Genomic DNA, 12915 nt, shown 5'->3' on the forward strand with positions numbered 1-12915 from the left:
TATAGTTCATTTAAAGCGTTTTCAACTCATTTATATAAAACTATGTTTTATAATATAAAACAAATTGCGACAAAATCCCTTGACGATGAGCAGCACTATCCCGTGAAGCCTTTGTATTTTGACTTGATATCTTGGGACTCACGCATGTCTCTATATGAACAGGAAATAAAACATAGTTTTATAATATAAAACTAACATAACAAATTTAACCGCTTTCATCCCGGTTATTTGCTGGAAATCAAACTAACCCGATTTCCAGAAATAATAAATGATCCAACTTTGTAAAAGGGGAGTGTCATTTATGAGCGTAAAAAGAGGGTTTAAAATGACAGCTGTTCTGCTTCTGGCCGCTTCCGTTGTGCTTGCCGGCTGCGGCAGTTCCAATCAGGGTACCGGTTCCGGCACGGGAGCATCGGGGGGCTCGGGTCAGGCAGCGAAAACGATCAAAGTTGCGAATTACTTTGCCCCCGAGCATCCGCAGAACGTTGCACTTCGCGAGAAATTTAAGCCGCTGGTCGAGACCAATTCGAATGGCACACTCAAGGTTGAAATTTATGACAACAACAAGCTTGGCGCCGAGAAGGAATTTTACAACGGAGTTCGCAGCGGAACGATCGAGATGGGAATTCCGGGGCTGATTATGCAGTCCGATATCGAGAAAATGCAGGTTGGCGAATGGCCGTTTTTGTTTGAAAATTTCGCCCATGCCAAGAAAGTGTTTGACGGTCCGATCGGACAAGAGATGGCGGAAGATATGGAAAGCAAGCACGGCGTGAAAGTGCTCGCCTGGAGCGCTAACGGGTTCCGGATGTTCTCCAGCACCAAGCCGCTTAACAGCATTGAGGATTTCAAAGGCTTCCGCCTCCGTATGCCGAACATTCCGAACTATATCGCACTGGGCCAAGCTTTGAAAGCCAACGTATCGCCGCTGCCGATATCGGAGGTGTTTACCGCACTTGAGCAAAAGGTTGTGGACGGTCAGGATAATCCGATCGCTACCTTACGCGCATCCGGCTGGTACGAAGTTCAAAAGTATGTTTTGGAATCCAACCACATATTCAGTCCTAATATGTATATCATCAACAAGAAATTCTGGGATGCACTGACGCCTGAACAGCAGAAGGTCATCCAGGATGCATCCAAAGTAGCGGCGGACCATGAGTGGAAGCTGCTTGAAGACAGCTTTGAGGAGGATAAGAAATTCCTGCAGGAAAAGGGCTTGCAGTTCATTACGCCGGATGACAGCTTCAAGAAGGCGATGCAGGAAGCCGCAGCTCCATTGTACGAGGAATTCTACAAGAAATACCCGTGGGGTAAGGACATGGTAGAAAAGATTAAGGCGGCAGCGCAGTAACGCTGATAAGAAGTAAGCGCAAACAGGCCCGGACCGACCATCTGGCGACTTGGAATGCCCCGACAACACGTTTTCTCGATTACAACAGAGGAGGGAGTATCCGCGTGAAAAATGTAGGAAAAGCGGTTGAGAATCTGTTTAACGGTTTCATTGCTTTGGCGCTATCGCTCATGGCTATCCTGGTTTTTGGAAATGTCGTGTTACGCTATTTGTTTAACTCCGGCATTACATGGTCCGAGGAAATGGCCCGATTTTTATTCATATGGCTTGTGCTTCTCGGCGCAGTTATTGCATTCAAGGAAAATTCCCATCTGGGTGTCGATATGCTGGTCAAAAGATTATCGAAGCCGCTGAAAAAGATCGTATTCATCATCAGTAATGTGATTTTGCTGGCCGTTATCTACCTGGTGGTCGAAGGGAGCTGGAAAATTACGCTGCTTAACGCCGGCAGTACGGCACCGGCGACAGGCTTGCCGCTAACGTTGATTTACGGAACGGGTATTATCATGGGTATAGGTATGGGGCTGATCATCATTTTTAAGCTGTACCGTGTGCTGTTCGCTAATGAGGATGTCAATAAATATATGCAAATCCACGAATCTGAGGAAATCATTACGCATGTGAACACCTCTGGAAATAAGGAGGTTCCAAGATGATCGTTACCGTATTTCTTGGATCTCTGCTGGGCGCTATGGCGCTTGGCATCCCGATCGCCTTTTCGCTGCTCGTCAGCGGGATGGTGCTAATGTATACGATGGATATTTTCGACAGTCAGATTATGGCCCAGAACCTGATTGACGGCGCCGACAATTTCCCGCTGCTCGCGATTCCGTTCTTTATCCTGGCGGGGGAGCTGATGAATGCGGGAGGTATTTCCAAGCGCATCATTAACTTCGCTATGGCTCTCGTCGGTCATATCAAAGGCGGCCTCGGTTACGTTGCGATTATCGGAAGCGTCATGTTCGCAGGACTATCCGGTTCCGCTGTAGCCGATACGGCTGCACTCGGAGCGATTTTAATTCCAATGATGGTGGCGGCAGGGTATAACAAAAATCGGTCCGCCGGGTTGATCGCCGCCGGCGGGATCATTGCGCCGACCATTCCGCCAAGCATCCCTATGATCATTTTTGGCGTGACCAGCGGTGTTTCGATTACCAAATTGTTTATGGCCGGTATTGTTCCCGGTTTATTGCTTGGCGTCGGTTTGACCATTGCCTGGTATTTGATCGTACGCAAAGATAACTACAAAGTATTCCCGAAAAAATCCGCGAAGGAAATTTTGAAGGCCTCGGTCCAAGCGATATGGGCGCTTATTTTGCCGGTCATTATTATCGTCGGTTTGCGCGGTGGAGCCTTTACACCGGCGGAAGCCGCCGTCGTTGCCGCCTTTTATGCGCTGTTCGTCGGTCTTGTCGTCTATCGCGAGCTGAAGCTGAAGGATTTGTACCAGGTTTTGGTGGCGGCAGGCAAAACGACCAGCGTCGTGATGTTCCTGGCTGCTGCTGCGCTGGTTTCCTCCTGGCTGATTACCGTAGCCAATATTCCCAACGAGCTGACGAACATGCTTGGCCCGTTAATGGATAATCAATTGCTTTTATTGATGATGATTAATCTTGTCGTTTTCCTGGTTGGAACGGCGATGGATTTGACGCCTACGATTTTGATCCTGACGCCGGTGCTTATGCCGATTATCGATGCTGCAGGAATCGATCCGGTGCTTTTCGGACTTTTGTTTGTCCTCAACTGCTCCATTGGATTGCTTACTCCGCCGGTAGGAACCGTACTGAACGTAGCGGCCGGGGTCGGAAAGCTCAGTATGGAAGATATTATGAGGGGCGTTTGGCCATTCTTGCTGGTTGAAGTGATTATTCTGCTTCTTCTCACCCTGTTCCCGCAAATTGTACTTGTACCGCTTGATTGGTTTACTTGATAGAGGAGGACACAAGAGATGAAAAAATGGAAAGTTGTCGTTACCGATTGGGAATACGCAGATCTGCGGTTTGAGGAAAACGTGCTGCTTCGCCACGACTCCATCAAATTGGTTTCCGCCCAATGCAAAACCGAGGAAGACGTGATCGAAGCATGCCGTGACGCCGATGCGCTCATCAACCAATACGCGCCGATCGGCCGCAAGGTGATCGAGGCGCTCGAGAAATGCAAGGTGATCACCCGCTACGGTGTCGGCGTGAACACGATTGATCTCGATGCGGCTACGGAAAAAGGAATCTGCGTTGCCAACGTGCCGGATTACTGTATGGATGAAGTGGCCGACCATGCGCTGGCGCTGCTTCTGAGCTGGACCCGAAAAATCACGCTGGCCAACCATCATGTGAAAAACGGCAAATGGGATTTCAAAGTCACACAGCCGATTTATCGTCTTCGCGGAAGAACGATCGGTTTAGTCGGCTTCGGCAAAATCCCTCAGATGCTGGCGGAAAAAGTAAAGCCGCTCGGCTTGAAGGTCCTGGCTTATGATCCTTATTTTCCGAAGCATTTGGCTGAAGAGAAGGGGGTTGCGCTGGTCGAGCTGGATGAGCTGTGCGCCCAATCCGATTTTATCTCCGTGCATGCCCCGCTTATGGAAGCCACGCGCGGGATGATCGGGGAGCAGCAATTTGCCCGGATGAAGAAGGATGCCATTATTATTAATACTTCCCGCGGACCGGTCATTCACGAGAAAGCGTTGGTCGACGCCCTGACCAAAGGGCAGATTGCCGGAGCAGCGCTGGATGTGGTGGAAGAAGAGCCGATTCCTAAGGATCATCCGCTTCTCTCGATGGATAACGTCATCCTTACGCCTCATGCGGCATGGTATTCCGAAGAAGCGGCGGCGGAGATGCGCTCCAAAGCGGCTATGGGCGTAGTCGACGTATTGATTGCCGGCGAATATCCGAAGTACCTGGTGAACCAAAAGGTGAAAGAGCGGGTAGAGCTGAAGCCTTCCCGGCCGGAGCAGCGCTACCAGAGCCTTTAACCCGATAAACAAAAAAGGCTCTTCGTAAAACCGTGTTGAAATAAATTCTTTGTTCAAACTATAAAAAATCGTAAAAGTGTGTTGAAGTCACCTCCTAAAATAGTACAATGGTAATAAAAAGGAGGATGAAAAAAGGCTCAATCTCAAAATCAGTGCTTGACAATTAGCCGAACATCCGATGTCGGTTGCATTCGATCAGAATGCCAGCCTTATAGCGACTGCGATTTCGTGTAAAGTAGTGGCGGCGCTGAAAGGCTTTGATGCGATTGTGGCGGCCTTCTACAGTCGCATTTGTCCAGCGGCATTGATGGTAGTTAACGATCTCCTCTTTCCAGTTGCGCATGGTCTTCAGGGTGCTTTGGACGGCGGGGTGATCAATCCGATCGCCCTGCTCACACCAACGCTCAAATCCCAATTGGGCAATGGCAAGATTCGGCGAGCAGTTGTACCACGTCGTAAATGCTTCTTTCCATTCCCACACGCCGCGCAGTAGAGGGGAGTAATGGAGCAGCGTTTCCAAACGTTCGCGGCTTTTTTCATCAAGCGACTCCGCTGGCGGATTGAGCAACCGATGGTTCGCTTTCAGATAAGCCTTCGCCCGTGGCGACAGGGTGTTCTGCACGGTTTTCCGAACCGCCTGCACGCTTTCGATGACGTAACCGTGAACATGAAAACGATCGGCAATGCGAATCGCTTTTGGAAAACACTCGCGAATCCACGTGTGATACGCCTGAGCTAAATCCATGACCACCGCCTTCGGGTTCAACAGCAGGAAGCCAGGATGCTCTTGCGAATACGCCCGCAGTTCCTCCAGCTTTCGACCGGGCAGCAAGTCCAGCATCGTCTCGCCTTTGAGGTTGTGAATGCCGGTGTTATACGTATGGCCTTTCTTGATGGCAAAGTCGTCGATCCCCAGAACCAATCCGGACGTTTCTTGCGCTTCTTCCCAGACACGTTCGTAGATCCGCTCGCACTCCACTGGCACCGCCTCGTTATGCATGCGCTGTACGGTACTGGCCGGTGTTTGCTGCATCCGGGCGCTATGCGCGGCCGTGGACCCCAGCGCTTGTTCGACCGTCTGGGAGCGAAAGAGTCGGCTGTAGCGCTGCTTGGGACCGACAAATTCGTACGCCCACACAAATCCGGCTTCACAGCGCGTACAATACATCCGAATCGACGGCACGTGCAGGTAGGTTTGCTTTTCGAATACGGAAAGATGCCGGACGATCCGCGGTTCATTTCTTCCCTTGCGGACGACATGTTCAATGGACTTACAGCATGGACAGCATTGCTTGGCGTCCACGGGTAGAGCTTCTATGTGAAGTTCATCGGCATCGATGGACAGAATTTGTTTAATTTTCAGCTCTGGTAAGTCGAGCATTTCATTGATATACTGAGTTTGCATCTGTTTATTCCTCTTTGTTGTTGGGTAGGACTTACAACAATACAGGATTAGCAGATGTTTTTCCATATTTAGCCTTCGATCAATTCGTCAAGCACTGATTTCGGTTTTGAACCTGAAAAAATGGTAAGAGATATTAAGTTTCGTGGGTGGGATACCCTCCATAAAACTATGACCACTAACCTTCATGATGATTTGTATCTTGCATTATTCACAGTATTGTCGGATGGAGCATTAACGCCCCATCCATCCGCCATCAACAGTGAGTATCGTACCACTGACATAATCAGAAGCTGGCGAAGCAAGATAGACGACTGCACCTTGCAGGTCTTCAGGTCGTCCCCAGCGTCCAGCTGGAATTCGGGTTAAAATCGCTTCGTAACGAACAGGATCATTACGCAACTGTTCTGTATTATCCGTTGCTATATATCCTGGTGCGATAGCATTGACTTGTACACCTTTGTCCGACCATTCATTAGCTAACGCTTTCGTCAGTTGACCAACCCCACCTTTACTTGCCGCATATCCCGGAACTGTGATACCACCCTGGAAGGTTAATAAAGATGCCGTAAAGATGATTTTTCCGCTTCCCCGTTCCAGCATGCCTTTTCCAAGCTCACGTGCCAAAACAAATTGGGAATTCAAATTCACTTCAATGACTTCATCCCATAATTCGTCATCATGATCTGCAGCAGGCTTCCGTTTAATCGTACCTGCGTTGTTGACCAAAATATCAACACGATCGTGATTTCTTTTTATTTTGTCGATAAAATCATAGAGTGCTTTTCGATCACTAAAATCACATGAGTATCCAGTGAATTGACGACCAAGTTCCTTCACTTCTGACTCAACCTGACTGCCTGTTTCCTCCAGAGTCGCGCTGACTCCAATAATATCCGCACCCGCTTCTGCAAGTGCTACAGCAAGTTCTTTCCCAATCCCGCGTTTACATCCTGTCACTAATGCAACCTTCCCATCAAGTCGAAAACGATCAAGTATCCCCATGTTTTACCCCCCTGCCCTCATTTTTTCATTGATTTGCACAGTGTCACTGATTACCCATTGCATTTCACTAACACTTTCATGACACTTCCGCCGGATTCCATGAGGCTGAATCCTTTCTCAATTTGCTCCAACGGAAACACTTCTGTGATAATCCGATCTAAAGGCAACTTACCTGAAGCCGCAAGCTGGATAGCCTTTTCAAAGTCTTCAGATTCATATACTCTCGCACCAATGAGTTGAAGCTCTCTCCAAAAGAAGCGATGCAAATCCACTGGGACAGGCTTGCTGAAAATGCCGACTACAACAATCCTTCCCCGTACTCGAGGAAGCTTCGTCATGACTTCAGCCCCTGGGACTGAAGATGTGACCTCGAATACGATGTCTGCTCCTCTTGAATTTGTTGCCTTTTCTACAAAATCTGCAAGATCTTGTTCAATTGGATTACATGTTTCAAAACCCAACTCTTGCAAGAGCTGAATTCGATACGGATTGATTTCAGATACAACCACCTTGGCACCAGCTTCTCTCGCCACAAGTGCAATCAATGTTCCAATTGGTCCTCCGCCGAGTACTACAGCATATTCTCCTGGAACAACTTTTCCCATCCTGACATCATGACAAGCAACTGCCAATGGTTCGATCAAAGCACCAAATTCAAAGCTCAGTTCATCTGGCAAGCGGTGCAACGTACGAGCAGGAACCGTCCAATACGCTTGAAAAGCTCCAGACGTTTCAATTCCCATAAAATTTAATTTGTGGCAAATGTGACTGCAACCATCCGAACATGCTGGGCATTCCCCACAAGGATCAAGGGGCATAACTGTAACTTTATCCCCGACCTGAAAATCGGTAACTCCTTCACCAACGCTGCTGACAACCCCCGACATTTCATGACCCATAATATGCGGTTTCGTCACCCTGTTATCCATGTTTCCATGGTAAACATGCATATCTGTCCCACAAATGCCTGCATAAGCAACTTTGATTTCAACTTCCCCGTGACCTGGTTGTTGTCGAACACAGGAACCAATTCGAATTTTCTTTTCCCCTTCATAATAAGCAGCTTGCATGATGTGTTCTACTTCCTTCCTTTTTGATCATTTATTAAAATCAACTTTATAGGGTTGAAGCAAGTCCCAACGGAATTCGACACCAATCCCCGGTGTATCTGGTGCCACTGCCCTGCCATCCTTGATGACCAATGGCCTGGTCGTATATGCGTCAATAGGGAAACTGTGAACTTCAAGATATCCAGCATTAGGAACCGCTGACATCAAACTGACATGAAGTTCTTGCATCCCATGTGTACATACAGGCAGATTATAGGCATAAGCAAGATTGGCCACTCTTAACCAACCCGTTACACCACCAATATTCGACGCATCAGGTTGAGGAAAATCGATGTGCCCCTGTGTAATCATGTTTACAAATTCGTACACCAAATGGAAATTCTCACCAGCAGCTAAAGACAGTCCACCCTCTGCTCCGATTCGACGAAATCCTGCATAATCATCAGGGATTGTTGGCTCCTCTAACCAGTAAATGTCGAATGGTTTGAGCAGCTTTGCGGCTTTGATGGAAGTTTCTACCGACCATTTCATATTCGCATCAACCATGAAAACGACATCTGGTCCAATCAATTGCCGAACTGCCTCAACACGTTCAATATCTTCCTTCAGCTTCTCTTGTCCCAGCTTGATTTTTACTGCATGAAATCCTTTGTTAAGATATGATTGGATATTGTCCAGCAGTCTGTTCATTGGGAAATTCAAATCAATGGCACCTGCATACGCTTTAGTGGAAGAATCATTGCCTCCAAGCAGCTTCCAAAGTGGCTCATCCATACTTTTGGCTCGTATATCCCAAAGGGCAATATCAACTGCTGAAATAGCAAAAGATGCAATCCCTCCACGCCCCACGTAGTGAACTTTCCAAAACATTTCTTCCCAAAGCTTCTCCACGCAACTGGCATCTTTTCCGATTAAAAACGGCTTGAGATCCTGTTCAATCATTTGATATACTGACATGCCGCCTACTCCGCCTGTGTAGGTATAACCTACACCAGACATACCGTTCTCGAGTGAAATTTTTACAATAATCAACTCGAAGTTTGAATGAATACCATGTCTAGCATCTCCCAATTGTTCAGCTAAAGGAACGCGATAATACTCTGTTGTAATATCTGTTATGTTTTTTGTTCCCATTAAATAGTCTCCCTCTATGGTTTCTCGATTTTTATTCCGATTAACATTATAGTAGTACACATCATGGAATGTGTCAACATATTTTGGAACTATGTCTCAATATAATTTGCCAAATTGACTGCTTCGGAAATATTCTTTAATATAAGATAGATAGATAGATTGTTTTAGAAGGGAGGAAGAATCTGATGAACTCAAACTTACCAAAGACAAATTCTACCTTGGAACGTGCACTGATCTTACTGGAAAAGCTTGCTTCAGGTAAAGGTGGTTTGGGCATTGGTGAATTGTCCGAAGCCACCCAGCTACCGAAAAGCACAACGCATCGCATTTTGGAAACATTACAAAAATATAAATTCGTGATGCAGGAACCCTCTACAGAAAAATACTTTATTGGGTTAAAAGCAATAGAAATCGGAATGTCCGGACTTCATAATACTGATTTGGTGGAAGCTGCAATTCCACACATGCAGGATCTGGTTGCCCACACTGAACAAACATCATTTCTCGCTGTCTATAATGAAGGAGAAACGATATGTATCTATAAGGTTGAAGGAACTTCTTCTGTCATTACAAATGCGAATCTGGGCACAAGACATCCCGTTCACTGTACAGGATTGGGTAAGGCAATCCTAGCTTTCTACTCACTGGAAACGGTAGATAAAATCATTAGTGAACATGGATTGCAAAGGTTTACCCCCACAACAATTACCGATCATCAACAGTTTCTTCAGGAATTAAGTGAAATCAGGAAAAAAGGCGTGGCAAAAAATTACGAAGAATTTGATGAAGGAATGAGTTCTTTCGCAGCACCAATCTTCGATTATACTGGAAGAGTTGTTGCTGCTGTCAGTGTCGCTGGGCCTACAGCCAGAATTTTCGAAATGCAGGATGAAATTGAAGCCAGATTGATCGAAAAATCCTCACTGATCTCAAAAAGACTTGGCTTTGTGCCATCCATGAGGTCCATCTATCTATCTTAATCCCCAAAGGAGAAGAGCCGATGAAAAAAATCGGCTCTTCTCCTTTGGATTATTTTTTCTTATGTCTATGGTAACTTAAAAACAGGCCAGCAAAATCATTGAAAAACCGGCCACAACCGATAAACCTACTTGGAGAGAAAATCAACAAGTAGGGGCTGGGAGAGAATGATCGCGATGAACACGATGCAACAAATATTAATGATGCATATTCATGAGGGGAGGTCGCGCCGGGAGATTGCAAGATTGACAGGGATCCATCGGGAGACGGTTGGGAAGTACATCAGGCAATATGAGGAAAGGAGACAACAGCTACTAGCTGAGGGGAACAACTCGGTGGATATCCAAGCACTGATTGATGCCCTCACTACCGCGCCCAAGTATACAGTCGGAATTCGACCCAAACGAAAACTGACCGACGAAATGACAGCTAAGATTCAGGCTCATCTGGATGAGAACGAAGTAAAGCGAAGCCAAGGGCAACGCAAACAGCAAAAGAAGGCGGTAGATATCTTCGAGGCACTAGAAGCCGAAGGTATCCAAATCAGCTATAGTACTGTTCTTCGGACGGTTCGTAGTTTGGAACGAAAACCAAAGGAAGCATACATAAAGGCACTGTATGAGCTTGGGGACATTTGCGAATTCGATTGGGGTGAAGTGAAGCTCAAAATTAATGGAAAGTTTCAAACTTTTCAGATGGCAGTCTTCACATCCGCATATGGGAATTACCGTTTTGCATACCTGTTCACCAAGCAAACGACGGAATGCTTCCAAGAAGCACATGCCCTGTTCTTTCAGCATATCGGCGGTGTGTATCGAACCATGGTGTATGACAACATGAAAGTCGCGGTGAAACGGTTCGTCGGAACGGATAAGGAGCCGACACAAGGATTACTCCAACTGTCGCTTTATTACGGCTTTCAATTCCGGTTTTGCAATATTCGCAGCGGCAATGAGAAAGGACATGTGGAACGCAGCGTAGAAGTCGTGCGTCGGAAAGCCTTCGCCTTCCGGCACGAATTTGAATCGCTTGAAGAAGCGAACCAATATTTACAGGAGGTGTGCACTCAGCGCAACCAAAAGCCGCAAACCGAGAATAACGGCCAGACGGCGAAGGAACGACTGGAAGAAGAACGCCCCACCCTTTTGCCTTCCCCGCCCCCGTTTGACGCAGCCCGTGTACTTTACGGGCGGGCGGATAAATACGCGACGATTATGGTGGACCAAAATCGTTACTCCGTACCAGATCATCTGGTTGGAGAATCGATCATGATCAAGGTGTACTCGACCCGAGTGCTTTGTTTTCACCAAGAAACGAAAGTAGCGGAGCATGTACGGTGTACCGGCAGCCATGAGTGGCGGCTGGACTTGAACCATTATTTAGATACGCTAAAGAAAAAACCTGGTGCATTCGCCGGTAGCGCGGCGTGGCAACAGGCTCCCAAAAAGATAAAAACAATCTACGAAAGGTATTATACCAGACGCAACAAGGAATTTGTACAACTATTGCAATATATTCGAGATGATGCCAGTTTCGCGGAGATCGAGCAAGCTATTCAGGAATTGGAGTGGATCCACCCAGCCCATGTAACCACGGATAAAATTAAAGTGCTATGTGCCAAAAACCGAGATCTGGCGCCGGTGGTTCGGACGACACATTCGGAAACCGGCCAAGAGATTGCGGAGCGATCAGTTGAGCATTTGCGCATGTACGATGAATTGTTTGATACTAGGCCGACAGAAACGAAGGAGGGCGCTGCATGAGCCACTCGCCGCGCAAGGCGTTGAAGGAAATGATTCTGGAATACAGCAAAGAATTGCGGCTCCCGATGATTCGTAAGCATTTGGAAGAGCAAATTCAGGAAGCGACTCAACGGGACGCCAGTTACGAAGAATTTCTGACGCAACTTCTCGAAAAGGAATGCGATGCCCGTCGGGAAGCGTCCCGGTACAACCGAATACGGTTGGCGGAATTTACGCACAAAAAATATCTCGAAGATTTGGTTGTCGGGGACTTGCCGGAAGATGCACAGAAGAAGTTAAAACTGTTGAAAACGCTAGATTTTATCCGAGAAGGGCGCAACGTAATTCTGTCCGGAAACCCAGGGACTGGAAAAACGCACATTAGCATCGGGTTAGGTCTGAAAGCTTGCCTGGAGGGTTACAAAGTATGGTTTACAACCGTCCCCCTGCTCGTGAACCGGATCAGGGAATGCCGGTCGGAACAGACTCTACGTGCATTCCAGAACCGTTTCGAGAAGTATGATCTGGTCATAGCTGATGAGATGGGTTACATCTCGTTTGATAAAGAAGGGTCTGAATTATTGTTTACCCATCTGTCACTTCGGGCTGGACGTAAATCGACGATCATTACGACCAATCTGTCCTTTGAACGATGGGGTGAGATTTTTCAAGATCCGGTGATGACCGCTGCGATGATTGACCGGCTGACGCATCAGTCTTACATCGTCAACATGAACGGAAATTCATATCGCATGAAAGAAACAAAGGAGTGGTTGCAAAAACAGCAGTTGGCGTAGCTTTTATTTTTATGCCGCGTGGCCGGAAATTAAATGATTATGTGGCCGGATTTTCAGTTGACAAATACATTCTTACCCAGCCACAAAACTTCTGGACTGATTTTATTATTGTAATAATGTTTATATGTTTCATCGGTTGTGAATTTCTGTATATAATGCCATTTAGAATTTATCACATGACATAATCCCCAGCGAATACCTTCCAAAGGTCCGCGGTCGTGGTCTTTTGTTCGAAATGGGCCTGCTGCCTCTGGTGGATTTTTGATTACAGCCTCAATTTCGAAATTAATGCCATCTGGTGCATATTGAATCGTATTTTTTTCAGGTCCATCCGTAGATAACAAAGCAGCCATTCCACCACGATAATGCCATAAGAGCGTTTCATGTCCGCTGTTCGTTACAGGATTGTATTCTGATTTCACATAAGGACCTTCCGGATGATCGGCAATGGCTACCCCC

Annotated in this window: 11 protein-coding genes and 1 pseudogene; 7 read left to right on the top strand and 5 right to left on the bottom strand. The window is 46.9% G+C overall.

Annotated features, from left to right (window positions below):
- Positions 1-301 precede the first annotated feature (301 nt).
- The 4 genes from EXW96_RS00625 (at position 302) to EXW96_RS00640 (ending at position 4328) form a co-directional block, all read left to right on the top strand.
- Positions 302-1354, top strand: coding sequence for a TRAP transporter substrate-binding protein (locus tag EXW96_RS00625; RefSeq protein WP_174349587.1), 1053 nt, complete (start codon positions 302-304; stop codon positions 1352-1354).
- Positions 1355-1458: 104 nt separating this feature from the next.
- Complete coding sequence (locus EXW96_RS00630) at positions 1459-2010, top strand: TRAP transporter small permease (protein WP_074729853.1); 552 nt, start codon at positions 1459-1461, stop codon at positions 2008-2010.
- On the top strand, positions 2007-3284 hold the full coding sequence (locus EXW96_RS00635) for a TRAP transporter large permease (RefSeq protein WP_174349588.1): 1278 nt from the start codon (positions 2007-2009) through the stop codon (positions 3282-3284). Before EXW96_RS00630 ends, EXW96_RS00635 begins: the two co-directional genes overlap by 4 nt.
- Before the next feature lie 18 nt (positions 3285-3302).
- On the top strand, positions 3303-4328 hold the full coding sequence (locus EXW96_RS00640; protein ID WP_062410247.1) for a C-terminal binding protein: 1026 nt from the start codon (positions 3303-3305) through the stop codon (positions 4326-4328).
- Between the two features lie 163 nt (positions 4329-4491).
- Here the strand turns inward: EXW96_RS00640 and EXW96_RS00645 are convergent, their stop codons facing one another.
- From EXW96_RS00645 to EXW96_RS00660, 4 genes are all read right to left on the bottom strand, one after another.
- Complete coding sequence (locus EXW96_RS00645) at positions 4492-5733, bottom strand: ISL3 family transposase (protein WP_174349589.1); 1242 nt, start codon at positions 5731-5733, stop codon at positions 4492-4494.
- A 231-nt stretch (positions 5734-5964) separates the two neighbouring features.
- Complete coding sequence (locus EXW96_RS00650; protein WP_217437204.1) at positions 5965-6735, bottom strand: SDR family oxidoreductase; 771 nt, start codon at positions 6733-6735, stop codon at positions 5965-5967.
- 50 nt (positions 6736-6785) lie between these two features.
- A complete protein-coding gene (locus EXW96_RS00655; protein WP_174349590.1) occupies positions 6786-7805 on the bottom strand; it encodes a zinc-dependent alcohol dehydrogenase in 1020 nt (339 codons plus the stop codon).
- A gap of 27 nt (positions 7806-7832) precedes the next feature.
- Positions 7833-8939, bottom strand: coding sequence for a mandelate racemase/muconate lactonizing enzyme family protein (locus EXW96_RS00660; protein WP_174349591.1), 1107 nt, complete (start codon positions 8937-8939; stop codon positions 7833-7835).
- A 185-nt stretch (positions 8940-9124) separates the two neighbouring features.
- Here EXW96_RS00660 and EXW96_RS00665 point away from each other — a divergent pair, with 185 nt between their 5' ends.
- The 3 genes from EXW96_RS00665 to istB all read left to right on the top strand — a co-directional run bounded on the left by EXW96_RS00665 (position 9125) and on the right by istB (position 12456).
- Positions 9125-9919 (top strand): IclR family transcriptional regulator, encoded by a 795-nt coding sequence (locus tag EXW96_RS00665; RefSeq protein ID WP_174349592.1) that lies wholly within the window; start codon positions 9125-9127, stop codon positions 9917-9919.
- Between the two features lie 165 nt (positions 9920-10084).
- Positions 10085-11680 carry an IS21 family transposase gene (gene istA / locus EXW96_RS00670; protein ID WP_155615814.1) on the top strand — a complete coding sequence of 532 codons (1596 nt, stop codon included), beginning with the start codon at positions 10085-10087 and terminating at the stop codon, positions 11678-11680.
- On the top strand, positions 11677-12456 hold the full coding sequence (gene istB / locus EXW96_RS00675) for an IS21-like element helper ATPase IstB (protein WP_174349575.1): 780 nt from the start codon (positions 11677-11679) through the stop codon (positions 12454-12456). The genes istA and istB overlap by 4 nt, the downstream gene beginning before the upstream one ends.
- A gap of 53 nt (positions 12457-12509) precedes the next feature.
- On the opposite strand, the pseudogene EXW96_RS00680 reads toward istB, so the two are convergent.
- Positions 12510-12915: pseudogene (locus EXW96_RS00680) on the bottom strand (glycoside hydrolase family 117 protein); the annotation flags it as partial.

Source organism: Paenibacillus sp. JMULE4, assembly GCF_013337105.1.
Lineage (GTDB): Bacteria > Bacillota > Bacilli > Paenibacillales > NBRC-103111 > Paenibacillus_G > Paenibacillus_G naphthalenovorans.

Excerpts from the sequence above, each read along its gene's own strand:
- EXW96_RS00625 (WP_174349587.1), top strand. The coding sequence starts at position 302 with ATGAGCGTAAAAAGAGGGTTTAAAATGACAGCTGTTCTGCTTCTGGCC.
- EXW96_RS00635 (WP_174349588.1), top strand. The coding sequence starts at position 2,007 with ATGATCGTTACCGTATTTCTTGGATCTCTGCTGGGCGCTATGGCGCTT.
- EXW96_RS00640 (WP_062410247.1), top strand. The coding sequence starts at position 3,303 with ATGAAAAAATGGAAAGTTGTCGTTACCGATTGGGAATACGCAGATCTG.
- EXW96_RS00645 (WP_174349589.1), bottom strand. The coding sequence starts at position 5,733 with ATGCAAACTCAGTATATCAATGAAATGCTCGACTTACCAGAGCTGAAA.
- EXW96_RS00650 (WP_217437204.1), bottom strand. The coding sequence starts at position 6,735 with ATGGGGATACTTGATCGTTTTCGACTTGATGGGAAGGTTGCATTAGTG.
- EXW96_RS00655 (WP_174349590.1), bottom strand. The coding sequence starts at position 7,805 with ATGCAAGCTGCTTATTATGAAGGGGAAAAGAAAATTCGAATTGGTTCC.
- EXW96_RS00660 (WP_174349591.1), bottom strand. The coding sequence starts at position 8,939 with ATGGGAACAAAAAACATAACAGATATTACAACAGAGTATTATCGCGTT.
- EXW96_RS00665 (WP_174349592.1), top strand. The coding sequence starts at position 9,125 with ATGAACTCAAACTTACCAAAGACAAATTCTACCTTGGAACGTGCACTG.
- istA (WP_155615814.1), top strand. The coding sequence starts at position 10,085 with ATGATCGCGATGAACACGATGCAACAAATATTAATGATGCATATTCAT.
- istB (WP_174349575.1), top strand. The coding sequence starts at position 11,677 with ATGAGCCACTCGCCGCGCAAGGCGTTGAAGGAAATGATTCTGGAATAC.